This is a genomic window from Nocardia sp. NPDC057668 (genome assembly GCF_042799795.1).
Taxonomy (GTDB): Bacteria; Actinomycetota; Actinomycetes; order Mycobacteriales; family Mycobacteriaceae; genus Nocardia.
The window spans coordinates 15083-40432 of sequence record NZ_JBHVIC010000004.1; the positions used below are offsets into that span (position 1 = coordinate 15083).

27 protein-coding genes are annotated in these 25350 nt (G+C 67.5%); 10 read left to right on the forward strand and 17 right to left on the reverse strand.

Annotated elements, in window-relative coordinates:
• Positions 1-45: 45 nt before the first annotated feature.
• The 3 genes from ACFVBH_RS24000 (at position 46) to ACFVBH_RS24010 (ending at position 2655) form a co-directional block, all read left to right on the forward strand.
• Positions 46-1311, forward strand: coding sequence for an erythromycin esterase family protein (locus tag ACFVBH_RS24000; RefSeq protein WP_379004650.1), 1266 nt, complete (start codon positions 46-48; stop codon positions 1309-1311).
• A gap of 126 nt (positions 1312-1437) precedes the next feature.
• A complete protein-coding gene (locus ACFVBH_RS24005; RefSeq protein ID WP_379004652.1) occupies positions 1438-1848 on the forward strand; it encodes a hypothetical protein in 411 nt (136 codons plus the stop codon).
• Positions 1849-1977: 129 nt separating this feature from the next.
• Positions 1978-2655 (forward strand): DUF3558 family protein, encoded by a 678-nt coding sequence (locus ACFVBH_RS24010; RefSeq protein ID WP_379004654.1) that lies wholly within the window; start codon positions 1978-1980, stop codon positions 2653-2655.
• Between the two features lie 57 nt (positions 2656-2712).
• Here the strand turns inward: ACFVBH_RS24010 and ACFVBH_RS24015 are convergent, their stop codons facing one another.
• Together ACFVBH_RS24015 and ACFVBH_RS24020 are read right to left on the reverse strand one after the other, a co-directional pair.
• The gene (locus ACFVBH_RS24015; RefSeq protein ID WP_379004656.1) at positions 2713-3552 is read right to left on the reverse strand and encodes an NAD(P)H-binding protein; all 840 of its coding nucleotides are present in this window, start codon (positions 3550-3552) and stop codon (positions 2713-2715) included.
• 126 nt (positions 3553-3678) lie between these two features.
• Positions 3679-4767 carry a diacylglycerol kinase gene (locus ACFVBH_RS24020; RefSeq protein WP_379004658.1) on the reverse strand — a complete coding sequence of 363 codons (1089 nt, stop codon included), beginning with the start codon at positions 4765-4767 and terminating at the stop codon, positions 3679-3681.
• Between the two features lie 224 nt (positions 4768-4991).
• Here ACFVBH_RS24020 and ACFVBH_RS24025 point away from each other — a divergent pair, with 224 nt between their 5' ends.
• On the forward strand, positions 4992-6077 hold the full coding sequence (locus ACFVBH_RS24025; RefSeq protein ID WP_379004659.1) for an S-(hydroxymethyl)mycothiol dehydrogenase: 1086 nt from the start codon (positions 4992-4994) through the stop codon (positions 6075-6077).
• A 12-nt stretch (positions 6078-6089) separates the two neighbouring features.
• Here ACFVBH_RS24025 and ACFVBH_RS24030 read toward each other — a convergent pair whose 3' ends face one another.
• A complete protein-coding gene (locus ACFVBH_RS24030; protein WP_379004660.1) occupies positions 6090-6758 on the reverse strand; it encodes a hypothetical protein in 669 nt (222 codons plus the stop codon).
• A gap of 135 nt (positions 6759-6893) precedes the next feature.
• Between ACFVBH_RS24030 and ACFVBH_RS24035 the strand changes: the two genes are divergently transcribed.
• Positions 6894-7517 carry a class I SAM-dependent methyltransferase gene (locus ACFVBH_RS24035; RefSeq protein WP_379004661.1) on the forward strand — a complete coding sequence of 208 codons (624 nt, stop codon included), beginning with the start codon at positions 6894-6896 and terminating at the stop codon, positions 7515-7517.
• Between the two features lie 33 nt (positions 7518-7550).
• On the opposite strand, the gene ACFVBH_RS24040 is transcribed toward ACFVBH_RS24035, so the two are convergent.
• From ACFVBH_RS24040 to ACFVBH_RS24050, 3 genes are all read right to left on the reverse strand, one after another.
• Positions 7551-7847, reverse strand: coding sequence for a DUF4193 domain-containing protein (locus ACFVBH_RS24040; RefSeq protein WP_354990849.1), 297 nt, complete (start codon positions 7845-7847; stop codon positions 7551-7553).
• Between the two features lie 225 nt (positions 7848-8072).
• The gene (locus ACFVBH_RS24045; RefSeq protein WP_354990850.1) at positions 8073-8249 is read right to left on the reverse strand and encodes a hypothetical protein; all 177 of its coding nucleotides are present in this window, start codon (positions 8247-8249) and stop codon (positions 8073-8075) included.
• A 227-nt stretch (positions 8250-8476) separates the two neighbouring features.
• Positions 8477-8899, reverse strand: a complete 423-nt coding sequence (locus tag ACFVBH_RS24050; protein ID WP_379004662.1) for a DUF4254 domain-containing protein — start codon at positions 8897-8899, stop codon at positions 8477-8479.
• 183 nt (positions 8900-9082) lie between these two features.
• Here ACFVBH_RS24050 and ACFVBH_RS24055 point away from each other — a divergent pair, with 183 nt between their 5' ends.
• Positions 9083-9952 (forward strand): helix-turn-helix domain-containing protein, encoded by an 870-nt coding sequence (locus ACFVBH_RS24055; RefSeq protein ID WP_379004663.1) that lies wholly within the window; start codon positions 9083-9085, stop codon positions 9950-9952.
• Positions 9949-10302: a DUF397 domain-containing protein gene (locus tag ACFVBH_RS24060; protein WP_379004664.1), complete on the forward strand. Its 354-nt coding sequence runs from the start codon at positions 9949-9951 to the stop codon at positions 10300-10302. Before ACFVBH_RS24055 ends, ACFVBH_RS24060 begins: the two co-directional genes overlap by 4 nt.
• A 100-nt stretch (positions 10303-10402) precedes the next feature.
• Here ACFVBH_RS24060 and ACFVBH_RS24065 read toward each other — a convergent pair whose 3' ends face one another.
• From ACFVBH_RS24065 to ACFVBH_RS24075, 3 genes are all read right to left on the reverse strand, one after another.
• On the reverse strand, positions 10403-11071 hold the full coding sequence (locus ACFVBH_RS24065) for an alpha/beta fold hydrolase (RefSeq protein ID WP_379004665.1): 669 nt from the start codon (positions 11069-11071) through the stop codon (positions 10403-10405).
• A gap of 105 nt (positions 11072-11176) precedes the next feature.
• Positions 11177-11815, reverse strand: a complete 639-nt coding sequence (locus ACFVBH_RS24070) for a DUF305 domain-containing protein (RefSeq protein WP_379004666.1) — start codon at positions 11813-11815, stop codon at positions 11177-11179.
• Complete coding sequence (locus ACFVBH_RS24075) at positions 11812-13365, reverse strand: LVIVD repeat-containing protein (protein ID WP_379004668.1); 1554 nt, start codon at positions 13363-13365, stop codon at positions 11812-11814. The genes ACFVBH_RS24070 and ACFVBH_RS24075 overlap by 4 nt, the downstream gene beginning before the upstream one ends.
• Before the next feature lie 124 nt (positions 13366-13489).
• On the opposite strand from ACFVBH_RS24075, the gene ACFVBH_RS24080 reads away from it, so the two are divergent.
• Positions 13490-14944 carry an aldehyde dehydrogenase family protein gene (locus ACFVBH_RS24080; protein WP_379004671.1) on the forward strand — a complete coding sequence of 485 codons (1455 nt, stop codon included), beginning with the start codon at positions 13490-13492 and terminating at the stop codon, positions 14942-14944.
• Positions 14945-14977: 33 nt separating this feature from the next.
• On the opposite strand, the gene ACFVBH_RS24085 is transcribed toward ACFVBH_RS24080, so the two are convergent.
• The 3 genes from ACFVBH_RS24085 to ACFVBH_RS24095 all read right to left on the reverse strand — a co-directional run bounded on the left by ACFVBH_RS24085 (position 14978) and on the right by ACFVBH_RS24095 (position 17916).
• Positions 14978-15211 (reverse strand): cold shock domain-containing protein, encoded by a 234-nt coding sequence (locus tag ACFVBH_RS24085; protein ID WP_379004673.1) that lies wholly within the window; start codon positions 15209-15211, stop codon positions 14978-14980.
• A gap of 165 nt (positions 15212-15376) precedes the next feature.
• Positions 15377-16024, reverse strand: coding sequence for a sensor domain-containing protein (locus ACFVBH_RS24090; protein WP_379004675.1), 648 nt, complete (start codon positions 16022-16024; stop codon positions 15377-15379).
• Between the two features lie 173 nt (positions 16025-16197).
• Positions 16198-17916: a hypothetical protein gene (locus ACFVBH_RS24095; RefSeq protein ID WP_379004677.1), complete on the reverse strand. Its 1719-nt coding sequence runs from the start codon at positions 17914-17916 to the stop codon at positions 16198-16200.
• Between the two features lie 388 nt (positions 17917-18304).
• Between ACFVBH_RS24095 and ACFVBH_RS24100 the strand changes: the two genes are divergently transcribed.
• Positions 18305-19585, forward strand: a complete 1281-nt coding sequence (locus ACFVBH_RS24100) for a cation:proton antiporter (protein ID WP_379004679.1) — start codon at positions 18305-18307, stop codon at positions 19583-19585.
• 82 nt (positions 19586-19667) lie between these two features.
• Here ACFVBH_RS24100 and ACFVBH_RS24105 read toward each other — a convergent pair whose 3' ends face one another.
• Positions 19668-20243, reverse strand: a complete 576-nt coding sequence (locus ACFVBH_RS24105; protein WP_354991351.1) for a helix-turn-helix domain-containing protein — start codon at positions 20241-20243, stop codon at positions 19668-19670.
• Between the two features lie 67 nt (positions 20244-20310).
• Positions 20311-21138, reverse strand: a complete 828-nt coding sequence (locus ACFVBH_RS24110) for an SDR family oxidoreductase (RefSeq protein WP_379004682.1) — start codon at positions 21136-21138, stop codon at positions 20311-20313.
• A gap of 181 nt (positions 21139-21319) precedes the next feature.
• Here ACFVBH_RS24110 and ACFVBH_RS24115 point away from each other — a divergent pair, with 181 nt between their 5' ends.
• Positions 21320-21805, forward strand: coding sequence for a helix-turn-helix domain-containing protein (locus ACFVBH_RS24115; RefSeq protein ID WP_379004684.1), 486 nt, complete (start codon positions 21320-21322; stop codon positions 21803-21805).
• An 85-nt stretch (positions 21806-21890) separates the two neighbouring features.
• Here the strand turns inward: ACFVBH_RS24115 and ACFVBH_RS24120 are convergent, their stop codons facing one another.
• Genes ACFVBH_RS24120 through ACFVBH_RS24130 form a run of 3 tightly spaced genes read right to left on the reverse strand, consistent with a single transcriptional unit; the run spans position 21891 to position 25345 of the window.
• Positions 21891-23513 carry an acyl-CoA synthetase gene (locus ACFVBH_RS24120; RefSeq protein WP_379004686.1) on the reverse strand — a complete coding sequence of 541 codons (1623 nt, stop codon included), beginning with the start codon at positions 23511-23513 and terminating at the stop codon, positions 21891-21893.
• Between the two features lie 24 nt (positions 23514-23537).
• A complete protein-coding gene (locus ACFVBH_RS24125) occupies positions 23538-24800 on the reverse strand; it encodes a hypothetical protein (protein ID WP_379004688.1) in 1263 nt (420 codons plus the stop codon).
• Positions 24794-25345, reverse strand: coding sequence for a nuclear transport factor 2 family protein (locus tag ACFVBH_RS24130; protein ID WP_354985671.1), 552 nt, complete (start codon positions 25343-25345; stop codon positions 24794-24796). Before ACFVBH_RS24130 ends, ACFVBH_RS24125 begins: the two co-directional genes overlap by 7 nt.
• Between the last annotated feature and the right edge of the window lie 5 nt (positions 25346-25350).

Sequence of the window (25350 nt, forward strand, 5' to 3'; positions counted from 1 at the left end):
CGGCCACGTTGACCTGAACAATGGTTCGGGTTGCAGAGTGTGGTCATGGAGTTATCGGAGAACGCGCGTCGCGGCGGTCGGCAGCGAACACAGCTCGGGCAAGAGATCTCCGAGGTGGCGGTGCCGCTGCGGACGGTAGAACCGGACGAACCGTGGGAGGATCTGCGTCCGCTGGTGGCGTTGACAGAGGACGCGGCGGTCCTCGGGTACGGCGCCGGCACGCGCGGAGCACACGAGGTGTCCGCGTTGCAGGACCGCGTCGCCCGGCTGTTGGTCAGCGAATCCGGATTCCGAATCATCGCGCTGGACCAGGATTGGTCGCTCGGGCTACGACTGGACACGTTCGTGTGCACCGGGGTCGGCGATCCGCGCGAGATACTCACCCGCGCCGAGGCTTTCGCCGCGACCGAAGAAGTGCTCGCGATGATCCGGTGGGTGCGGGCGTTCAATCGGGATCATCCCGGGGATCCGGTCCGGGTGGTGGGCGTGAGCCCGCACGCGATCGAGGCGGGTGTCTACGACACGGTCCTGGAGTATGTGCGAGCGGTCGCCCCCGACCGCGTGGGCGATCTCCGCGAGCTCTATGCCGACGTGCGGCCCGAAGGCGACATCGACGCCCACACCGGCCGTTTCCGCCGGCTTCCCGATCGTGCGGCCCGGGTCGATCGAGTACGCGCGGCACATCGGCTGGTCACGGACTTGGCGGCCGATGACGAAGACTGGGCCTGGGTGGTGCAGTCGGCACGAATGATCGTGCAGTATCACGAGTTACACGACCACGACAGCAGGCCCGAAGACCCTGCGAACATGGCCTACTACGAAGCGGCCTTCGCCGAGAATGTCGAATGGTGGCATCACCACACCGGGCAGCGGGTGCTGTTCTGGTCGTCCAGTTCCCACACCGCCAACGCCCGCTACCGCGGCTTTCCGCCGGATCCCGCTCAGGTTTCCCGCAATGCGGGCAGCTATCTACGCGAGCGACTCGGCGCACGATACTTCTCACTCGGGATCGGTTTCTCCCGAGGTACGGTGACCGCCTTCGACGGAGGTGAGCCCGTGCAGGTACGGCACATCCCGCCGCATCTGCTCGAATCCGCTTTGGACGCGGTTGATCTCGATATCTATCTGCTGGACCTGTCGGCGGACCACCCCGCGACGGTGGCTCATCTTCTCTCCCGCACGGCCGATTTCAGGGTGATGGGTCCCGGGTCCGACGGAACCACCTTCATGACCGGCGGATCTCCGAGGGAATGGTTCGACGTCATCGTGCACTGCCGGCGGGTGACACCGGCCCGCCCGTTGCGCGCGTGATTACCCGCCCCGGCTCGGATCCGTGTCGAATCCGCCGCCCGGGCGGCATGATCGATCGTCGGCGACGTCGGTGAAGAATCAGCACGATCCCGGCGAATACTCGCGGCGGGGTGGTTCAATCGCCCGATGCATGGTGACGAGATCGTCGGTCAGTGGAGTGTGGAAGCCGGGTATCACAGCTCGATGGAGGATGAGCAGTTCGTCTTCTGGGGTGACGGGGTGGGGTTGATGGAGTACTCCCGGCCGAACTCCGGTGAGTGCGTGTTGTTTCGGTGGACGCGGACCGCGATTCGGACCGTGCGGCTCGAACCGTATCGGTGCATCGAGCGCGTCGAGGAGGAGGTTGTCGACGGTGACGTGCCTGCCGCGGCCGAGATCGGGTACCGGATCGCGAAAGAGCAGCGGCCGTTGATCGGTGAGGTGTTGCCGGTGCTGTATCTGCCCGCGCCGTTCACGGCGACGCACAGCGGGTACGGGTTGATCACGCGGGAACCGGCGGTGCACTTCACGAAGATTCGGCGCAAGTTCGCGAAGTGAGATGGGCATATCATGCGGTGGAACGCAGGGCCGGTGCCGACCCGCTGTGACCAACTCGTTAATGAGCTTGTGTAACAGCCTGTTCCATGGCGCGACATGTCAATCATGAGTCGTACTACAACGCGATCGATGAGCGTCGCAACGGTGGCACTGGGTGCGGCACTGCTGCTGGCCGGATGCGGGACCACCTCGAACGACAGCACGTCCGCGCCGAGTACCCCGAACAGCACGGTTACTTCGGCCGCAGCGGCCTCCGCGACCACGAAGGCTTCGGCACCGGGTACCACCGGCGGCTCCGAACCCTCCACGGCCGGCTCCGAGTCCTCCACGGCCGCCGCCGAGTCCACGACCGCGGCGCCGGGCACCGACACCGATCGGCCCGCCGGCAGCTGGAATCCCTGTGACACGCCCGATTCCGCGCTCGCGAGTGCGGGCTTGAACGTCGCGAGCGAGCAGCCGGTCTCGAATCCCGGTGCCCCCAGCGAGAAGTCGTGCAAGTGGAAGACCGCCGACGACGCGCTCGAGTTCTACATCTCGGCCTACGGAACCCCGACGGGCCAGCTGCGCCAGAGCGGCAAGTACGTCGACTTCAGCACGGTCACGGTGGCCGGCCGTCAATCGCAGCAATTCCGTGCGGCGCAGGACACCCACAAGCTCGGGTGCTACATCGCGGTTCCGGCCTCGTTCGGCGGTGACATCCTGCTGCTGGCGTCCCGGACCTGGAAGCCACAGGGCGGCACCGACGGGTTCAACACCTGCGACGACGCCCAGCGCATCGCCAACACCCTGGTCAACCACATTCCCTGACGCCGGGGGCGATGGTCCGGCACAGCTGTAGCCGTTGCTCGGACAGCACCGTGACCGTCAGATGGATGACAACCGCGCGGTGTCCCGAAACCGATCGGCATTGGCCTCGGCCCACTGCCGGAATGTGCGGGCGGGTGCACCGGTGACCTCGCGCACGGCGTCGGTCACCGGACCCGGCGTGGTGACCAGATCGGCTTGGGCGCGCAGGATGTCGTCCACGACCGCGGCGGGCCAGCCGCGTGCGAGCATGTCCCGGCGCGCGTCCCGGGCCGGAGTGTCGATCCAGCGCACCTGGCGGCCGATCGCGTCGCCGATGATGCGCGCCTGCTGCTCCTGCGTCAGCAGTTGCGGGCCGGTCAGCAGATACGCGACGCCCGTGTGCCCCTCGGAGGTGAGTGCGGACGAAGCGACGGCCGCGATGTCGTGCTCGTCGATGGGCGCGGTGGCCGCCGCCGGGTACGGGCCGCGGACCACCCCGCCGGACCGGATCTGATCTGACCAAGCGAAGGTGTTGGCGGAGAACGCATGTGGGCGCAGAAACGTCCACTCCAGTCCGCTCTGCTCGATCAACTGCTCGGCGTGCCGTTCGCCCGCGCGCTCGGCCGCCGACGACAGATAGACCACCCGCCGCGCGTGCCCGGCGATGGCGTCCAGCACTGCGGGCAGCTTCTCGGCCGTGGCGAAGGGCCAGAGCAGAAAAACCGCGTCGACACCGGACACGGCGGCGCGAACGCTGTCGGGATCGGTGAGATCACCGCGTATTGCCGTCGTTCCCAGCGGATCCGGGTCACGACTCATGGCCCGCACCTGTACCCCCGAGTGCTCCAGACAGCTCACGACCCGACGACCCACGGTTCCGGTCGCACCGGTGACCAGCACGGTTTTCTGCCTGCTCATGAACGCTCCCTGTCCCTTGCCGGGCTCATCGGCCCGCTGCAATCGACCGTAGGAGCGCGCACGTGTACCCGCCATGCGCGATCGTCGCTCATTTCTACGCGATCGTCCGGCACGGCGAGCGCGAACTCACTGCGCCGGAACGAATTCCGTGACGAGTCCGGGACGGGTGATCAGCGGCAGGTCCAGGGTGGTGCGGATGCCGGGGGGTGCGGCGATGACCGCGGGGATCGAGTTCACCACCCGGCCCGCGGCCGCGACGATCGCGGCGTGGTTGTGGTCGCCCTTGCGGCTGGTGGGGCAGATGTCGACGGAATAGGAAGGCTCGCCGGTGATCTCGATGCGGTAGGAGCCGCCGCCGGAAGCGGGGTACGGCCAGTCCGGGCGCAGATCCTCGCGCAGGCGGGTGACGTGTTCGATCACGATGACGGGGCGGTCCCCCACCATGCCGCGGATTTCGAAGCGCAGGGCGGCCAGTCCGCCGGCGGGTATGTGCCCGGCGGCGATGTCGAACGCCTCGGGGGCCGGGAAACGCTCGCATTCCTCGGTGATAGCGTCCAGGGTGATGCCCAGACCGGCCGCGAGCTGGCGGATCGCGGGACCCCACGCCAGGGACAGCACCCCGGGCTGGAGCAGCATCGGCACTTCGTCGAGGGGCTTGCCGAACCCCATCACGTCGAACATGACGATCGCGCCGTCGTAGGTGGCGTAGTCGGCGATCTCCATGCATCGCACCTGCTCGACGGTCTGACAGGTGCCGGTCAGGGCGAGCGGGAGCAGGTCGTTGGCGAAGCCCGGGTCGACGCCGGTGACGAACAGGCTCGAATTGCCCTCACGCGCAGCCTCTTCCACTTTCTCGATGTACTTGGGCGGCAGCGCTTGCCACGGGTACTGGAGCATGCCCGGGGCGGTGCCCACCACGTCCACGCCCGCGGCCAGGATGCGGCAGCAGTCCGCCATGGCCTCTTTCAGCCGGGTGTCACCCATCGCGCAGTACACGACGCAGTCGGGGGCGGTGGCCAGCAGCGCGTCGAGGTCGCCGACCGCGGTGATGCCGGTGACGGTGTCCAGGCCGGCGAGCGCGCCCGCGTCGACCCCGACCTTCTCCGGTGTGGACACGCACACCGCGGTGAGCTCGTAGTCGGGACTGCCGATCAAGCCCGCCAGGGCCAGGCGGCCCGCGTTTCCGGTGCCGACGTGTGCGACGCGAACAGGCATTCTCACTCCTTTGGGGACCCCGACGAAGGACCGCCGCCCGCAAGGCGGAATCTAGTCCGTTCATCAATCCAGACACTAGTCTGGAATTAATTCCAGGCTGCATGTTAGCGTCACATCCACGGGAGGAACAGGTCGCGAATCGCCGTGCGAAGCGGCTGGATGCGCACGCCTCCCGGCCGGAACATCGGACGAGCGAGCCGCGGATCTTCGAAGGAGCAGGAACTATGACGGAAACGGTGCGGGGCGTCATCGCGCGCGAATCCGGGGCCGAGGTGGAACTGACCTCGATCACCATCCCCGACCCCGGCCCCCACGACGTCGTGGTCCGGGTGCTGGCGTGCGGGGTGTGCCACACCGATCTGACCTACCGCGAAGGCGGGATCAACGACGAGTTCCCGTTCCTGCTCGGCCACGAGGCCGCCGGGGTCGTGGACCGCGTCGGGTCCGGGGTCACCCATGTCGAGGTCGGTGACTTCGTGGTTCTGAACTGGCGTGCGGTGTGTGGCGTGTGCCGGGCATGCCGGCGTGGCCGCCCGTGGTACTGCTTCGACACCTTCAACGCTTCCCGCCGGATGACCCTCGCGGACGGCACCGAGCTCACGCCCGCGCTCGGTATCGGAGCCTTCGCCGACAAGACCCTGGTGCACGAGAAGCAGTGCACGGTGGTCGATTCCACCACCGACCCGGCGGTGGCCGGGCTGCTCGGCTGCGGGGTGATGGCCGGGCTGGGCGCGGCCCTGAACACCGGGGGAGTCGGGCGCGGGGACAGCGTCGCGGTGATCGGCTGCGGCGGTGTGGGCGTGGCCGCGATCGCGGGCGCCCGCCTGGCCGGAGCCACCACCATCGTCGCGGTCGATCGGGACGCGTCCAAGCTCACCGCCGCCGTCCAGTTGGGAGCCACCCACACCGTGGACGCGGCGACCGAGGACACCGTCGAGCGAATCAAGGAGTACACCAACGGCTTCGGCGCCGACGTGGTGATCGACGCGGTCGGCCGCGCCGAAACCTGGAAGCAGTCCTTCTACGCGCGCGACCTCGCCGGCACCGTGGTCCTGGTCGGGGTGCCGACCCCCGACATGCGACTGGAGATGCCACTGCTGGACTTCTTCTCGCACGGCGGTGCGCTGAAATCGTCCTGGTACGGCGACTGCCTGCCCGAACGCGACTTCCCCACCCTGATCGAGCTCCACCGCCAAGGGCGGCTGCCCCTGGAGCAGTTCGTCACCGAACGCATCGATCTCGATGGTGTCGAAAAGGCTTTCGCCACCATGAAATCCGGGCAGGTGCTGCGATCGGTGGTGTGCTGGTAGGCGACGCTCTGGCTATGACCGAGGGATGGCGGTGGTAGCCGCGCTGCCCCCTCGGCGGCGTGGATCGCTGCGGTATCGCCAGATCGCGGCGTCGAGAGCGCCTGCACTACAGCCCAATTCAGCGGCGGCGCGGACGATCAGGTCTTTGATCGCACGATTCTCACCGCAATCGACGCCGGCGTCACGGACGAACCCTGCGATGTGCGTGTCCACAGCAACGTGTCCGGTCGAGCCCGTCAGGATCGCGATGTAATCGACGGTCTTGGGACCGACGCCCTTGACCCGGCGCAGCACGCGCCGGGTCTGTTGCTCACGGTCACCCCCGTCGTAGCAGGCGGCCAAGTCGCGCACCGTCTCGACTTCCAGAACATTCAGGGCGGCAGCGAGTTCGGTGATGACCCTCAGCTTGCGCGACCTCCGGCTCCAGCGGAGGAACTCCGACAGGTCCTCGCGCTCCAGCCGACGCTGAAATCCCGACAGCACAGCGGCATCCGGCCACTGCGAGATCACCTCCCGAACCCGCGGCAACACCACCGGTCGATACTTCGCCCGCGGCTGCAGCGCCGCGTCGACGATCACACCTCCGATATGGTCCCAGCCGCGCTCGACCTCGCGCGGTTCGAGACCGATGGACCTGACGTACGCCACGACCTTGCCGAGATCCTCAGGGCTGGTGAACATAGCCGTGACATCGTCGCGGTGGGCCGGAGGGTTAGCAGCGGCAGTCCCTCTCGCTCACCCGGCCTCCCCGCGCGGGCGACCGGCACGGCGGTGGCAGAGTGGGACCGGTATCGGACCGAGCGAGGAGGAACAGACATGGCCGGACGCACCCCGAGCCAGTGGGAGGAACTCACCACGGCCGATCCGGCGCATTCGACGCGGTACGTCGAGCGATTCCGCGCACTCGAGGCCCGGGGCACCGACATCGTCGGCGAGGCACGCATGATCGACGCGATGCTCGAGCGCGGCAGCCGCGTCCTCGACGCCGGGTGCGGTCCGGGCCGTATCGGCGGCTATCTCCATCGGGTCGGCCACACGGTGGTCGGCGTCGACGTCGACCCCGTCCTGATCGCCGCGGCCGAACAAGACCACCCCGGCCCGACCTGGCTCGTCGGCGACCTCGCCGAACTGGATCTGCCCTCGCGTGGAGTCGCCGCCGGGTTCGACGTCATCGTGTGCGCGGGCAACGTCGTGACGTTCCTGGCACCCTCCACCCGAGTGGCAGTGCTGTCCGGTTTCGCCCGCCACATCGCACCCACCGGCCGGGTGGTTGTGGGCTTCGGCGCCGACCGCGGGTACGAGTTCCCGCAGTTCCTGGCGGACGCCGCCGAGGCCGGCCTCCACTGCGATCTCCGGCTTTCGACGTGGGATCTGCGGCCGTTCGGCGACGAGTCCGATTTTCTGGTGGCGGTGTTCTCGCGGTCGAACGCAGCCGGGTGAGCTGGTACCCGGCACCGACGGGTCAGGCCGGCATCACGCCGCGCAATCGGCGCACTCCGTAGCGGCTTCGTTCGCGAGGCGGCTGCGGTGGTGGACCAGGAAGCAGCTCGAGCAGGTGAATTCGTCGGCCCGTTTGGGGACCACGGGCACCGCCAGGACCTCATCGGAGAGGTCCGCGCCGGGCAGCTCGAACAGTTCGGCGATATCGGTCTCGTCGATGTCGACCACTGCGGCCGCGGCTTCTTCACGGCGAGACTTCAGTTCCCCTACCGAGTTCTGGGCTTCTCCCTCGATCTCGGTCCGTCGGGGCGCGTCGTAATCGGTTGCCATCGTTTCCCCTCGTCGTGTCCGGACCGGCCCCACTTCGCCGCGACAGCCGAAGCCGAGCCGGTACCCCCTTGATTCACCACACCGTATATACCCGGACATACGGGATATTTCGACCTTCCGCGCGGGCGTGTCCGATCGCGTTGAGGCGGCCCGGCCGGCTCGCTCGGCGAGGGCGCCGGTCCGGCATGGTTTGCGGTCGTCGCGGACAGCGTCGCGAGCGAGCGATCAGGTGGAGTACGCGACGGTCGCAGCCAGGACGCGACAGTCGGACCTGTGCCCGTGATGGATGCGGCGCAGTTGTTCGGCGCGTCGCGGGGTCAGGGCCAAAACCTCTACGTGGCAGAGGATTTCGGCGAGCATTCCGTCCGCGTGGACGAACATGTGACCCGAGGTGGGGGTCATCGGCGACTCGGCGCGGACAGGTGGGCAGCGTCGAGTCTTTCGCGCTCGATTCGCGCACTGATGCTGCTCACGGTCCAGCACGCGTCCCTCTCCGTCGAGAGAACGGGAGGCGCCACGGCGTGGGACATCAGCGCCCATACCGCCGCCCCGCCGAGACCGAGGCCGATCAGGAATGTCCATATCGCTGTAACCATCACACCCTCCGAACGTGCGGAAACCAGGTCTTCTCATTGGGCGCAGGGCAGTCGGCGCCGTCCGGAGGACACCTCGTCCGTGAGGTCCTCGTAGCCGACGGCCAACTCCGCCAACCGTTCCCACGCATCCCACAGCTCCAGGTCGACGGTCCCGGCCAGCGCCGCGTGCGCGGACGCGCTGAATCTCGCCAGCCGATCGATCACCATCCCGAGAGTTTCGGTGTGCAGACGCGCGCCGCCCGGGGCCGGCGGCAGTTGCCTGGCCACCCACAGGTCGATGTCGCGCACCAGTCCGGCACGCAACCGCTCGACCTCCACGGGCACGAACTCCCCGCAACCCAGCAGCCGCTGATGGATACCGGCCAGCTCGCCGACCCAGCGGAGTAGCGGGTCGCCCTCGGGCACATCGCCCCGGCACGCGGCGAGCACCAGGCGCTTGGCGGGTAACGGGTCCATCGAGAATCACCTTTCATCAGGTGAGGAACTGGGCACGAGAGGTGAGGATCCGGCTTAAATGTGACGGCCGACACATTCAAGTTAGTATCGTATACCGCAAATGGCAAGCAGTAATCTCTAACGCCACGGCTACCAGATCTTGATAGCCTGGAACTGTCAACCCAGAGCGCAGGAGGTCCAGCGGTGAACTCGAGTTCGGCAACCGTCGCTCGATGGGAGTTGGCGATCCGCCTGCGACAGCGGCTCGAGCTGCTGGGCATCAAGGTTCCGGCGCTCTGCAAGGAGGTCGGCTTCACCCCCGCGTACTGGTCACATGTCATGACCGGACGAAGCGTGCCCACCCAAGAGAAGCTCGGCCAAGTCCTGGATGTGCTGGAGTTCCCGGACGCGGAACGGTCCGAAATGCTCGAACTGCGAGTCGCAGCCAAGGAACCTGGGCACTGGGCGCGCTTCTCGGCGTTGTTCGGTGATGAGCTCATGCGACTGTTCGGCCTAGAGCAGGGTGCGCACAGCATCCGCGAGTACGAGGGCGTCCTGGTGCCGGCCATGCTGCAATCCCCCGATTACATTCGCGCCCTGATGAATTCGCCGTATGGAGTACGGTCCGCCGTTGAGGCCGACCAGTACATCGAAGCGCGAATGATGAGGCAGGAGAGGTTGACCGGGCCTGAACCCTTGCACTTCACCGCGATGCTGACCGAAGCGGTTCTACTGCAACATCCCTGGGGCGAGAAGATTCAGATCGCGCAGCTCCACCACATTCAGACGCTGATGGAGCAGTACCCCAACACCATTGACGTCCGAGTGATCCCCTTCGGAGCCCCCGAATACGCCGCCCTGAGCGGCACGTTCTATCTGATCGACTTCGAGAGTTCACGACTGCCCACGGTTGCCTGGTACGAGAACACGTTGTTCGGGCAGATCGTCGACGACTCCGTTCAGGTTCGAAACCTGAACTACGTCTATGAAAAAGTGTTTGCTGCCATGCCAAGTCGCGAGCACTCCTACGACCTGATCGACAGAACCGCCCGCGAGCTAGCATCGAGAGCATGAGCACTGCCGGTCCGAGCCCTTCCCGCAACACCTGGTTCAAGTCGAAACATTCGAAAGAAGCAGGCACCTGCGTCGAGGTTCGTTTCGGTGTTGACGCCGTGCGCATTCGCGACAGCAAGTACACCGGCCCCGCGGGCGATCAGCCGATCGTGTCGATTCCGCCCGCGCTGTGGCCGGACTTGCTCGGGCTTGTTCTGAGTGGCGAGTCCGGGGTGGTGGGCAGCGCACGGATCTCCGTCAGTGTCGAGGGCAGCGCCGTAATCGCTTGCCCGGGCACCACTTTGGTGTACGAGGCCGACGAATGGGATGCGTTCACGAAGGGCGTCGCGGACGGCCAATTCGATCGCTGATGAGACAAAGATCGCGCGCTGCCAATCCTTTTCGTGTCACCAAGCTCGCGTTCGCAAACTATGTGGTGCCGTAGGTAATCGACCCACTCCCCTTCTGCAATCACTCGTCGAGCAGCAGTGCGGCGACCGCCTCCGGGGCTTCATTCATCGCGTCGTGGCCGGTGGGGAGGTCGTGGACCTGCCAACCGGGATCGGCGTCGAGCCGGGCGCGGAGTTCGGTGAACGGCGTGTGGTCCTGCCATCCCGAGCAGTAAACGAACTCCCGGCGGGGCACCAGGTCGACGGCGCCGGTGAGCCGGATCGTTTGCAGGAACGAGGCGAGGGGGTGGGGACGGCGGCGGGGATCGGTGCCGCCCGGCGGCCGGACCGCGTAGCCGGTCTCGGCGGCGCCGACCGCGATCATGTCCCGGAAGTACTGGTTCGCCGTCGACCACCACGACTCGCCGTCGCGGGGGACGAAGGCGTCCAAGTGCACCAGCCGTGAGATGCGCCCGTCGGCGCGGTCGGCGGCCGCGGTGATCACCATTCCGGCGTAGCTGTGGCCGACCAGCGTCACATCGGTGAGGTGGGCGTGGTCGAGGAGCCGCAGGACGTCGGCGGCGTGGGTATCCAGGTTGGCGGTCGCGACCGTCGCGCTGTCGTCCTCCGGCCGCAGGCCGGTCAGGGTCAGGGCGTGCACGGTATGACCGGCACGCTCCAACAGCGGTATCACCGCCTCGTACGCCCAGGAACCCTTCCAACCGCCGGGTACGAGAACGAAAGTCGTCATGGGTGTCCTTCTTCTCTCGAGCTTCGAGGAACAAGGCGAGAAGCCCCTGACTTGTTCCCGCCGACCGCGGATCGTTCGGCGGGAAAGCCCTACTCGCCGCGGAGCTCAGCTCTGCACCGAGGACAGCAGCAGGCCCATCAGGCCGATCTCCTGGCCTTGGCTGCTGCCCATGTCACGGGCGGCCTGTTCCACCACGCCGCCGGTGATCAGTTGGTCGGCGGACTGGGCCATCGCGACGCCGCCGAGGTGATGGCGGCGCATCAGTTGCAGGAACAGCACACTCGCGTCGCGGCCGCGGGCGGCGGACAGGGCGTCGAGGTCCGCCTGGGTCGCCATACCCGGCATCGTCGCGGACTGTTGCCGTTGCGGTTCGGGGACGGCGTGGTGGTCGGCGGAGGGTGGGGCCTCGTGCATCCACGCCATCGGATCCGGGTTGACCAGGGGCGCTCCCGCCAGGCGCAGCCACCCCTGCATCTGTCCGATCTCGCCGCGCTGGGTGTCTTCGAGCCGGCGTGCCAGGCCCAGCACGGCCGGATCCGCGCCCGGATCGAGGCGCGACACCATGATCAAAGCTTGGGTGTGATGGGCGAGCATGTCCTGGGCGAAGCCGATTTCGATCGAGGTGAGCACGGGGCTCGGATCCGGTGAATCGGCAACCAGGAGCGGGCGAGTCGCGGCGCCCAGCGTGAACATCAGCGCGGCCACGCCCACGCAGGCCACCGCGGCCCACCGGCGCGTGATCATGAGCCGATGGTGGTGCGCTGGTTCGCGGGCGGGGTGTAGACCGCGGCGTCGAGTTCGAGGGTCGAGTAGGTGTTGTCGCTGCAGCTGACCCAGAGTTGGCGACCGTGCCAGTGGGGCGGTGAGCTGCACCAGTCGGTCGACAGATCACCGTTCACCAGTTGGCCCGAGCGTGAGCTCAGCGCTTGGCCCGGGTCGAAGTCTCCGCTGTTCAACGCCTGCAAGATCGATCCGGCGCTGAGGATCGGCGCGCCGATCACGGATGCGAGTTTGTGTGCGGAGTTGGTCAGATCGGCGTTGTCGTTCTTGCGTGCGGGCGGGTTGTAGTAGGCGATCTCTTTGACCTGGAAGGGGTCTCGGACGTCGAACACGCGGATTCCCGAACCGAACCACGCGCACGCCAGCGCGGTCGGATCCTGTGCGCGATCGGCGCTGCAGTAGTGCGGGTCGTACGCGAAGATCGATCCGCCCATGCTCGACGCCAAAGCTGAGTCGAGGTTCTCGGGCAGGTTGATCTCGAGCTTGATCGAATTCGCTATCCGGGGGCGGCGTTCGTCGGAGATGTCGATGAGTTTCACTCCGCCCGAACCGGCTTCGTCGGGGACGAACAGGTACGGGGCATCGCCGTAGCGCACCGGGATCGCGTGCTGGGTCGCCCAGCCGTCGGTCCAGGTCGTCTCGGAAACCACCGGTACCACCGGTTCGGGCGTGCGATTCTGCACGGCCGTGGTGTCCAGCACCGTCATCCCGCCCATGTTGTTGGTCAGGTACAGCCTGGTGCCGTCGTCGTTGAAACCCATGCCGTGCATGGACAGTCCGGGCAGGCCCTGCCAGATGACGTGCGGCCGAGCCGGATCGGTGATGTCGACCGCGCTCACCAGTCCGGGTGCGGTCCCCGAGGTCCAGAGCGTGTTGCCGTCTGGTGAGAAGCCGGCCTCGTGGGCGGTGATCGGAAGTGGTTGCGTCACCTCGCTGCCCGCGCCGGTGTTGAGCAACCGGGGGTGGCGGCAGTCGGTGAGGTCGTAGATCGACAACAGGCCCGCGCCGGTGAGGAACGGCGCTCCGGCGGCCGCGAGCAGTTTCCGGTCCGAGTGCACCTTCAAGGTTTCCCAGGTTCCGGCGAGCATGGCCGGTTCGGTCAGCGCACCCGCCAACACCGGCAGCGCGGAATCGGAGACGTCGAGAACCTGGACGCCGACGGCGGGGCCGGAGAAGCTGCCGGGAAAGAAGCTGCCGATGTACACGCACGAGTCGAACGCCCCCGAAACGACGCCGCCACCGTGGCCGTCGAACTGACCGATCCGGCTGATGTTGCAGTGGTAACCCCCGGTGCTGCGCCCGTTCTCCCGATCCTCGGCGGGGACGTCGCCCTGCAACCCGGTTTCCGGAGCGGCATCCGGGCCGCACGTCGCCCGCGCCGCCGTCGAGCGCGAAATACCGGGCAGGACTTGGCTATCGGCCACGCCGTGGGGTGCAGTTCCGGCCAGCACGGTCGACAGCAACGCACCCGTGATGGCAACGACGGCGGCGCGCAGTGCGGTGGAGGTACTCATCGCTAGGAGAATAGCATTCTCTACTCTCGCGAATGCGCCTTGACGTCATCGGAAACGCAGTGCAGATTGGGTGAGCAGCACTCCGGCGCGGTCGAGCGCCGCGGCACGACGAGAGGGGTCAGCGATGGCGTTGCAGGCGGTTCTGGACGAGATTCGGAAGCGGCCCGGTTCCGGTGATGTCATCCCGATCATCGACCCGGTGACCGAGGAGCAGATCACCGAGTTCACCGACTGCGGGGCCGATGGGGTCGACCAGGCGGTCACCCGCGCCAGGGCGTCCTTCGAGGCCGGGGTCTGGTCCGGTCTCCCGGGGCGCGAGCGGGCCAAAATCATGTGGCGCATCGCCGATCTCATCGACGAGCACGCCGCCGAGTTCGCCGCGATCGACTCCGCCAACACCGGCATGATGAAACTGCAGTCCGAGATGGTGGTTCCGACCTGCGCGGAGTTCTTCCGGTATTACGCCGGCTGGTGTTCCAAGATCAACGGCACCGCGTACGACGTGCGGACCACCGGTATCGCGACGGACAGCTACGTCGACCTGCACGCATACACCCTCAAGGAGCCCTACGGCGTCGTCGGGCTGATCTTCCCGTGGAACGGGCCCATCTTCAACGCCTGCGCGAAGATCGCTCCCGCGCTCGCCGCGGGGTGCAGCAGTCTGGTGAAACCGGCTGAGGAGACGCCGCTTTCGGCGCTGCTGCTGGACCGCCTGATCCACGAAGCCGGCGTCCCGGAGGGCGTTGTCAACCTCATCACCGGGTACGGGCACACCGCCGGCGCGGCGATCAGCGCCCACCCCGATGTCGAGAAGGTCGCCTTCACCGGGTCCACCGAGGTCGGCAAGATGATCGTGCAGGCGTCGGCGGGCAACCTGAAGAAGGTGATGCTGGAGCTCGGCGGCAAGTCGCCGGTCCTGATCTTCGACGATGCCGACCTGGACAAGGCCATCTTCGGTGCGGCGATGGGCATTTTCGTGCATTCCGGGCAGGGCTGCGTCTGCGGTTCCCGGATCTTCGTGCAGCGCGGGGTGTACGACCGGGTGGTCGAGGGCATCGCCGGGGTCGCGAATTTCATGAAGTACGGCGGCCCGAGCGAAGAGGGCGTCATGAGCGGTCCGCTGATCAGCGCCAAGCAGCTCGACCGCGTCCTGGGGTACATCGACGAGGGCAAGCGCGACGGCGCGGAGGTCGTGACCGGCGGCCATCGGCTCGACCGCACAGGCTATTTCGTGCACCCGACCGTGCTCACCAACGTCGATCCCAGCATGCGGCTCTACCGCGAGGAGATCTTCGGACCGGTCGTCTCGATCATCCCGTTCGACGACGAGGACGAGGCGATCGCGATGGCGAACGACACCAGCTACGGACTCGCGGGCACGGTGTGGACCACCGACATCAGCCGCGGCCACCGCCTGGTCAAACGTCTGCAGGCCGGCAGCGTACAGATCAACTGCCAGTTGATCTTCGACCACGACGTGCCGTTCGGCGGCTACAAGCAGTCCGGCTGGGGCCACGAGTTCGGCAAGGAGGGCCTCGACGGCTACCTCAAGACCAAGTCGGTCTGGGCTCAGCTCTGAGGCCACCGGGTCACCGCGGCGGTGCGGCGTCGGCTACAGCGGCCGCACCCAGGTGGCCCGGGCGCTGCTCACCTCGGGTTCGGACGTGAAGACAACCCGCTGCTGTTCGCTCAGCACCCGGTACCCGGGAAGGTCGATACACGAGTGCTCGACGAACACCCGCTGCTCGGGCTGGTCGTCGGGGACGATGAATCCGAAACCCTTCGCCATGTCGAACCACAGCACGGTGCCGTGGAATCGGGCCTGCGTCAGCGCACGATCGTCCATATCGAGAACCGAAGCACCTGCGGTAGAGCCGGTCATCATCTGCACGTAAATCTCCTCAACGTTCGACTTGCCGTAGCCGACGTACCCGCAATGACGGCCGTGAATCGCGATCGAGGCGGGCGAGTTGAGGAACGACGCCGCGAATCTGCGCGCCGCGCGCGAACTTCAGGACTCCGGGCGCTCGATCCGCGTGCGCCCCTGAATGACGGCGAGTCTGATGAGCAGGGTCTGCGCGAAGCCGGCGTGCAGAGCGGCGCTTCCGCGTTGAACGGGGTACACCGTGAGCAGAGCCGCGACGCCGACGACCGTGTTGAAAACTGTCCGGTTCAGGGCGGTATCCGCGCCCATGATCGTCTCGACGACGATGTCGCTGCCGTCGCCCCGCGGAATGAACCGGCCCCAATACCAGTACGTCAGTCCGCCCAGGGTCATTGCCCACCAGACGATCGGCAGCACGAACGTGATGATGGCAATCGGCAGGTTGACGATCGCGTACAGCAGGTCCAGCCAGCTCTGACCCTGGCGGATCGGTGCGAGGACCCGACGGAACCATCCCGATCCCTCGGGCGCACCGGCGTATCGGGGCCGAGGTGACGCCGTATCCGTCAGTTGCTCCAGGCGGACGCGTTCGATGTCGGCGAACCCGCGCGCGAGCAGCAGCGTCAGCGCGAGCAGCGGGATTCCCACGAAGACCACCGCCGTGCCGACGCTCGCGGCGAAGAGCGCCACGAGCAAGCTGAAACTGACCAGTGCGAGAGGCAATCCCACCGAGGTGTAAGCGAAGTCGAGTGCCAAGCGCCGGATGAACGTCATGCGGAAGACGCTAGGAGCACACCTACCGTGACCCCATCCACCTCCGGTATGGGATCGGACTACCACCGGGGAGGGACCAATCACCGCTATCCGCTTGCGATTCGAGCCGGGAGGCCGTGCGCGCGAGGGCTGTCACCCGCTCGCGCGCTATCGCGCGGGGACGACACCGGGAGCTATCCGCTCCTGGTCATCACGATCTCCTCGCCGTCGCTGGTGCGCAGGCTCAGGCTCGACGTCGTCGCCTCGGCGGTGATGTTGCGCATCCGCCCTTCCCCGATGAGCCGATCGACAAGCGCGTGCAGGCGCGGCGCCCGTTGTTCGAGCGAGGTCATCTCCTCGGCGGTGACGCTCACGATGCCGTGATACTTGCGCGGCATGTCGCTCAATCCCTCACGCTGCCAGCTCATTCGGGTATCGCTGGCGAGGTGCCCGGCGACATCGGTGCACGCACCGCCCGCATCGCACAGGCGCAGGGTGATCCGGTCGCCGGCGTAGTCGAAGTCCCGGATGGCGACGGTCCAGCCCTCGGCGTCGCGGTAGCCGTAGTCGACCCCGGTGGGCGGGCTCATCGTCAGGTGTGAGGTGTCACCGGAACGGTTGTCCAGGGTGTCGGCCTGCTGCGGTTGGTCGGTGACGGTGAACGCCCAGTCGGCGTTCGGGTCGATGGGCTTGTGCCAGAAGCCGGTACGGCCCTCGCCGTCGCGGCCCTCCACGCGCAGTTCGCGTTCGTGCGAGTGTGCCCCGGTCTGGTGGATGCTGATGGTCGAGGTGATCTCACCGCTGATCTTGGGTTGCCGAATCCAATCCGGCGCCGGGAGTTGGATATCGGCGTAGCGGTTGAACGGGGGACGCAACTGCGGGAAGCGTGAGAACTCGTGCTCGAAGTTGTTCGGTGCGGCGTCGAACGCCGACTGATCCTCGTAGGAGTACGAGAAGAACAGGGTGTCCGCGCCCGAGATGTCGAAATCCCACAGCCGCGTGAACATGTCGCCGTACTCGTTGATGACGAAGGTGGTCGAGCCCGACGAGCTGAGGTTGATCGCCCGGAATCGCCCGTTCAACGGGCCGGGGAGTTCGTAGCTGTAATCGTCGGCCAGTTCGCTGATTTCGGGATGCAGCGGGTCACCGGCGGGCAGCCACGGGTCCAGGATGGCGATCCGATCGCCTCCGGGTGAGAGTACGTACACCGTGGTGACACCCGCCCCGCCCACCGGGACCTCGTGTCCCGACGCGTCGGTCCAGCGCCCGTCGTGCCGGAACGGCAGCACCTGAACGTAGCGCGGGTTCAACCAGGACAGGCTCCAGGCCTGCGAGCCCGGCCGCACCCGTGTCCCGCTCGGATCGAGCCAGATCGGCGCGCCGAATCGCTTTGTCCACCACCACAGTTCCGGCGTCCAGTCGGCGGATTCCAGGGTGTAGATCCAGCCCTCGGGTCCGGTGGCCATCAGTCGGCTACCGTCCACCGAGATACCGGTGATCTGTCCGCGCAGGCAGTTGGGCACGGGCGGAATGCGCCAGCCCGACTCCCCCGCGACCGCCTTGATGTACAGGTTGTTGTCCAGCAGCGCGTACTGCCACACCTCGTTGAATCCGCCCTTGTCGGTGCGCAGTTCGATGCGACGGGGCAGTCGCGCGGCGACGTCCGGCGGGACCGGGGGCATCGTCAGCAGACCGATGCCCACGTCCGGGCTGTACAGCGGCAGCGGCCAGGCTCCGGCGCGCCCCGGCAAACCCAGCGCGGCACAACTGATTTCCTCGGGCAGGATGCCCGACCACGGCCACCATTCGTCCGCCGCCGCCGGACGCGCCGTGGCGACCGATGTCGCCATCAACCCCGCAACGAGCACACCGCCCCAACCCTTGCGCACCGGTCCCGTCTCCCTGATCCTCATGAATCGACGAAGAACACGCCACCGCGCACCCGGTCCGCGGGTGCGTGGCACTAGCCGAACATCGGGCGCGAATCCCGGCCCGAGATGCCGGACCAGAGACGGCGATGGTCCGCCAACCCGCGAAACATCCTGGCCCGGAGGTCGCGCGGAATCCGGACCGACACGCCGGACGCGGAACCTGTTGTCGTCGGGTCGATGCCACCCGCAGGGGCTCTTTCGGATGTCCGGGAGTTGTTCGGCGAACACGGCCGGGGCCTGCGAGGCCACCGATCGCATCGAACCCTCGCCACGCGTCCTTGATCGTTTCCCGCCGCGTCGACCGGGTAGATCTTGGTCATCTGCTCCCCCTCCGGAAGAACGGTGACTGCGCGCCGACGCGACCAAGACGATGACCGAACTGACGATCGAGCACCTCTACCTGACCGGCGGAATAGCTCTGCTGCTGGCCGCGGTGCTGCCCCGGCTCTTCCGGGACCGTGTGATCACGGCCCCGATGCTCATGTTGGGTGCGGGCGCCATAGGCGGTCTCGTGATCGGGGCAGACGGGCTGCGACCGGTGTCGCCGCTGTCGCATCCCGGTGTGCTCGAGCACCTCGCGGAGGTGTGCGTGATCGTGGCGCTGATGGGCGTCGGGCTCGCGATCGACCGCCCGCTGCATTGGCGCACCTGGGGTTCCACCTGGAAGCTGCTGCTGATCACCATGCCACTGTGCATCGCCGCGATGGCGGTGTTCGGCTGGTGGGCGGTCGCGCTCACCCCGGCGGCGGCCGCGCTGATGGCCGCCGCACTCGCTCCGACGGATCCGGTCCTGGCCTCCGATGTGCAGGTGGCGGGCCCGACCACCGGCGACGAGGGCTCGGCCGAGGAGGACGACGAGGTGCGTTTCGCCCTCACCTCGGAAGCGGGCCTCAACGACGCACTGGCTTTTCCCTTCGTTTATCTCGCGATCTTCCTGGCGTCGGGGGATGCGGTGCGGAGCTGGCTCGGCGGCTGGCTGGCCTGGGAATTGCTCGGCAAGATCGCGATCGCGGTGGTGATCGGCGCCGTGGTCGGAGATGTCCTCGGCCGCACCCTGTTCCGGTTCCCCATCGCGCACGCGCGCCTGGCCGAGCGCGGAGAACCGATCGCCGCCCTGGCGGCGGTATTCGCGGTCTACGGCCTCACCGAATTGGCCGGGGGCTACGGCTTTCTCGCGGTTTTCGTCTGCGCGGTCGCCATGCGCCGCATCGAGCGCGGCAGCGGCTACCACGAGCAGATGCACGGCCTGGTGGAGCAACTCGAACAGGTCCTGACACTGGTGGTGCTGCTGCTCGTCGGGGCCGCGCTCACCACGGGTCTGCTGACCGCGCTGTCGTGGCCGGGCGCGGCCGCCGGGGTGCTGCTGGTGTTCGTAGTCCGCCCGGCCTTCGGCTGGCTGGCCCTGCGCCGCAGCCCCGACCTCGAGCCCCGCGAACGCGCGGTCACCGCGTTCTTCGGGATACGCGGGATCGGTTCGGTCTATTACGTTTCATACGCACTGACCCGGGCCGACTTCGGCGCGGAAGCCGAAACCATCTGGGCGATAGTCTCGTTCACGATCGTCCTGTCGGTGATCGTGCACGGCGCGGGCGCCGGATGGGTGATGAAGCAACTGGAGGACAGCCGGCACGAGCAGCCGGCACCGGCCTGAACTCATAGCCACCGCAAAAGCTGTGCACACCGCTGAATGGCCTGCCGAAACGCCTGGTTGCGTTGGAGTCCGTGCTCGCGGCTCAGCCCAGCAGACGCCGGGTCGCCTTCTCCATGCGCTCGGCCACCTCCGAGTACGACAGGTGGCCCATGCCCGCCTGCAGCATCGCGCCGTAGTACAGCATTTCGAGGTACTCCAGGTCCTCGCTGCTGTCCGAGCCCAGCGCCTCGATCAGGCGGGCGTGCAGCTCCCCGCCGATGCGCAGCCGCAGGTGCGCGACGTCGGCGTCGTTGCCCAGCAGCGCCTGGCTGATCGCGGCGGCGAGGGCGGGTTCGTCGGCGACCAGCATGGCGGCCTGGCCCAGGACCGCGACCGCGCGACCGGCCGGATCGGTGTCGGACAGCTCGACCGCGGGCGCGGCGATCAGCCGCCGCCAGTAGACCTCCGCGATCAGGTGTTCCTTGGACGAGAAGTAGGTGTACGCGGTCGCTGTGCCGATCCCGGCCTCGGCGGCGATCAGGCGAATCGTGGTGGCGGCGTAGCCTTCCCGGGCCAGTACGGTGACCGCGGCCTTGGTCAGGCGTTCCACGGTCGCGGCCTGCTTCCCGCTCAGGCGACGCCGGGTGGCCTCGAGATTGTTCGGTACAGGAGCAGACATATGTCCAAAACTACTACCGACAAGTGTCCAGAACAATTCGCCCCTCCGGCTCACCGGGGTGGTCGCGTCAGTGATTCTCGCGCACGCGCTCGTCGTAGGCCGCCCGCGCGGACCGGTCGACCTCGTCGAGGAAGATTCGATCGATACCCAGCCGGCGCGTGACGAAGTCGCCGACCGGTCGCGGGGTCACCTTGTCCAGCGCGGCGAACCAGCCGGCCCTACGGGTCACGGTGACCCGCCGGCGCGGACGCGCGATCAGGCGCGCGACCGCCCGCGCGACGTCATCGGGCTCGGCGAGCAGCCCGAGGGGGGCGCGGGTGCCGGCGATCATCTCGGTGCGGGTGAAGGTCGGCAGGACCGCCGAGAAGCGCACGCCGCTGCCACGCTGCTCGCGATGCATGGTTTCGGTGAAACTCAGCACCGCCTGCTTACTGGCGCAGTAGGTCGCCATGCCCGGGGTCGGGTTCTCCCCGGCCAGGGAGGAGATGTTCACGATGTGCCCGCGCCCGCGCGAGAGCATGCCCGGCAGCACGAGTTTGGCGCCGAGCATGACCCCGTAGACATTGATGTCCAGGATGCGACGGGTGAGCGCGTCGGTCTCCTCGGTGAACTTGCCGACCGGCATGACACCCGCGTTGTTGATCAGCACGTCGACCGCGCCGACGCCCTGTTCGGTCCGGCGCAGGAAGTCGGCGAAGGAGTCGGCGTCGGTGACGTCCAGGGCGAACGCGCCCGCCAGCCCGAGAGCGTCGGCGGTGTCCGCGGCCGCGTGCAGGTCGATGTCCCCGATCACGACGAGCGCGCCGCGGGCGGTCAGCTCCGCCGCGATCGCTCGCCCGATGCCGCGGGCTCCCCCGGTGACCGCGACGATGCGGCCGGTGATCGATGCGCTCATCGGGTGCTGCGACCTCCTGCGTGTGCGGCGCGCGAATGGACTCGAACCAGGCGATATGGCGGTCGTCTCAGTGCGGTTCCATTGCCTTGTAATGCTGTCCAGAATAGCATCTAGACTTGTGTCCGAAAAACTGTCCAGTGTGGCCGGGGGTGCCCGGCGGTCCCAGCATGAAAAGTCCGAAATGTTCGAGCGCATCGTCGATGCCGCGGTAAAGGTCCTGGCCCGTGGCGGATTCGACGGATTGACCTTGCGGGTGGTCGCCCTCGAGGCCGACATCGGCACCGCGACGGTCTACAGCTACTTCGATTCCCGCGAACAGCTGCTCGCGGAGGTGGTGTGGCGCGCGCTCTCGCTCCCGACACTGCGCCGCGCGAGCCACCCGCCCGCCGAGGCGACCGGGCAGACCCCGCTGACCATGTCCACCGCCGCGTCGATGCTGACCCCGGCGGTCGTCGAACCGGATCTGATCGACATGCAGCAGCGGCTGACCGATCGGATCCGGGGCCGCATCGACGCGGCGATCGGCACGGGCAGCGATCCCTTCTCGGCCAGACGGCTGGAGAAGATCTACGTGGAGTCCCTGGTCGACGCCGCGATCGGCTACTCGACCCGAATGCGCGGCGAAAACGCCCCGCCCACCATCGAATCGGACCCCCGCGACCGGTGAGGCCGCGGGGCCCGAAACGCCACTGCCGCACAACCTGCACCGAATCCGGTGCGGTTGTGCGGCAGTGTGCGGCTCGTTCGCGGCGTCAGGTACGCGCCGCGGACCCGACTTCGTGATCGGGTGCGCGGGTACCGATGTACTCCTTGGCCCACCGGTAGTCCGGCTTGCCGCTGGGTGAGCGCGTCACCTCGGCGGCGAGCCACAGCGTGCGCGGCGTCTTGTAGCCCGCCAAATGCGCGCGCACGTGCTCGGTCAGGGCCTCGAAGTCGAGCACTTCCCCTTCGGGCGTGGCGATCACCGCCGCGACCTGCTGACCCCAGCGCTCGTGCGGGACACCGACCACCACCGCGTCGAAGACGCCCGGATGCGCTTTGAGCACGCTCTCGACCTCTTCGACGAACACCTTCTCCCCGCCGGTGTTGATCACCATGTTGCCGCGGCCGATGAGGGTGATCGAGCCGTCGCCCTCGACGCGGGCGCGATCGTCGGTGACGACCATCCGCGACCCGTCCACGGTCTTGAACAACCGGCGCGACTTCTCCTCGTCCTTGTAATAGCCCAGGGGAACCGCGCCGGTCTTGGCCAGCCAGCCCTGCTCCCCCGCCGCAACCGGAACCCCGGTGTCGTCGACGACCACCGCGCCGCGCCCCACCTGCACCCGCGGACCGCGACCGGGATCGTCGTCCTTGGTGGCGAATCCGATTCCTCCGAAACCGGTTTCGGAGGATCCGATGGAATCCGAGACCACCGTGGCGGGGAACCGCTCGAGCAGCCGGTTCTTCACCGGCTGGGACAGCAGCGCCGCACCCGAGGCGATGGCCAGCAGCGAACTGGCATCCCTCGGGGCATCGCCCAGCGCGTCCAGCAGCGGCCGGGCCATCGCGTCGCCGGTGATGACCATGACCGCGGGACGCTCACGCTCGACCGTCTCCCAGACCACCGCCGGATCGAATCGCGACTCGTAGATCAGGGTGTTGCCGCTCCACAGGGCGGTGAAGGTCGGCATCATGGCCGCGGCGTGGATGAGCGGGGGCAGGATCAACCACGCGCTCGGCTCGTTCTGCGCGCCGACGCGGGACTGCTGGAACTCATCGGCCACCGGTTCCCCGGTGTAGAAGTCGATGCCGCCGCCCAGGACCCGCCACATGTCCTCCTGCCGCCACATGACGCCCTTGGGCATTCCGGTGGTGCCGCCGGTGTACATCATGAACAGGTCGTCGGCCGTGCGCTCGGCCTCGGGGCGGGTGGTGATCGGCGAGAGCACCGATTCATAGTGTGCCGCTGTGGTTTCGATGTGCCCGCTGTCCAGGTCGTCCTCGACGACGATGGCGCGCCGGACCCGCGGCGAGCGGCTCAGCGCCGTGCCGACGGCGCTCGCGTAGCTGCGGTGGAACACCAGGGTGTGCAGATCGGCGTTGTCGTAGAGGTAACACAGCTCTTCGGCGCTGTAGCGATAGTTGATGTTGATCGGCACCGCGCGCAGTTTGAAGCAGGCGATGAGGGTTTCCATGGTCTCGATGCTGTTGTGCATCTGGAAACCGACGTGGGTGCCGGGCGCCACGCCGATCGAGGCCAGGTGATGGGCGAGCCGATTGGCTCGGATGTCGAGCTCGCGGTAGGTGATTCGCCGGTCACGGTGGATCAGCGCGATGCGTTCGGGCATCGCGTCGACCGCGTGCTCGAACAGGTCAGCGAAGTTGCACGCCATGGCAATTCATCTTTCATCGGTATGTCAGACCACGGTCAGCGGCAGCGGGATGCCGCGGTCGGCGAAGCGGAAGTCGGCGCCGGTGCTGAACCGGGTGATCGCCACCTCGCCGGATTCGCGGAAGGGCTGTTCCGCGAGCAGGAATCCGAGTGCGAGTTCGTCGTCGGTGTCGGCGGTGACGTGGACGGTGTATCGCGGGTTGACCCCGCGGGCCATGGCTTCGATCGGCGCCAGGTGCTCGGCGTCCAGCAGTGCGGGCCAGACCCGATCGCTGACCGCCCCGCTGCGCTTGGGAATGCGCAGGCGCACCCCGATGTCGTGCTCGTCGACCTGAACACCGGTGTAGCACAGTGGATTCCACGCCGGATGCAGTCGCAGCACCTGCGCCAGCGCGGCATCGTCGTCCCCGGCCCCGAGCGCGTCGCGCAGGCGTTCGGAGGTCAGGCCCGCGATGCCGGCGAACTGTTTGCGCCCGATGTCGGCCGCCGCGTCGACGTCGGTGCGCGATCCGATCGCGATGAGGAAGCCCAGCGCCAGCAGATGATGCTGCAGGCACACCTCGTCGGCCATGCGGATCAACGCGGACCGGGAGAAGTCGCTGAAACGCAGGTCGCTCAGCAACGGGCCGGAGTAGTCGCCCTGCCCGGGATCGGTCGGGTCGATCGGGTCCAGGATCACCTGTGCGGCAGCCGATTCCGAGACGATGTCGAAGTTCGCCGGAATCGGCGGCGGCACGTGGGAGTCATCGATGATCACGGTCCACGCGCACACCGGGGTCCGGTCGGCCGGCACCCGGGGCGGGCGGTGGATCGGGCGGACCTGGGCGCGCGGGTTGGTGGCCAGGGCGGTGGCGTCGAAGGTCGGGTCCTCGATGTCGTGGCACATGGATCGGACGTAGTCCTCCCCCATGGGTTCCACATCCGCGAGCGCCCCGCAGTGATCGAGCCAGAACTCCCCGTGATCGCGATCCTGGATCCGGTACCGGAAATCCATGAACTGCGGGGGCGCGCCGATGTCGAGTTGCAGGCCCTTGAAGATGGTTTCGACGCTGTCGCCGGTGTACCCGAGCGCACGCTGCATGCGCCGGGTGTAGACCGGGCTGGCGACCTGCCACTCCTCGATGGCGACCTGCGCCATGCCCTCGCGGCCGAACGCGCCGATCGTGTGGGCCATGCCGGAGCGGTCGATGAGGTGGCCGCTGAGCAGGAGTTCGGGGACCAGGATCGCCAGTTGCTCGCGGGTCAGGTCCGCGAAGGCGCTGCGCCGATCGGGCGCGTCGCTCACCACAGCTCCACCGGCCCCTTGCCGATCTTGTACCAGCCGGGCAGCGGGTTGCCCGAGGTGGCGCGGGTGATGCGCTTGGTCATGCCGTCCGAGAGCGCCTTGTTGGTCATCATCTCCAGGAACATCGCGCTGACGTTGCCGAAGTCGAAGAAGTCACGCTGCCAGGACCATTGGAAGTTGCCGCCGTAGCGGAACCAGCTGCCGCCGATGCCCTCGGGCGAGTAGTGGGTGCCGTCGGCGCGGGTGGTGTCGGCGATCTGCTTCCAGAAGCCGATGACGGTGCCGCTGCGGTCGTCGACCACGACTTCCTGGTACGGGTAGGTCCAGCCTTCGAGGCCGTCCATCTCCAAACCGATGGCGATGTCCCGGATCTCGTCGCGGCCCACGGCCATGAACTCGTCCTTGGGGCCGTAGTTCCAGCCGTAGGTGGCGTCCTCGGTGTAGTACTCCGCGAGCGGGCGCCAGTCGCCGGTGGCTTCGCAGTCCTTGTTGGCCTGCAGCCAGCGCTGCACCATCTCGTCGAGTTCGGCGCGATCGAAATCAGCCATGTTCG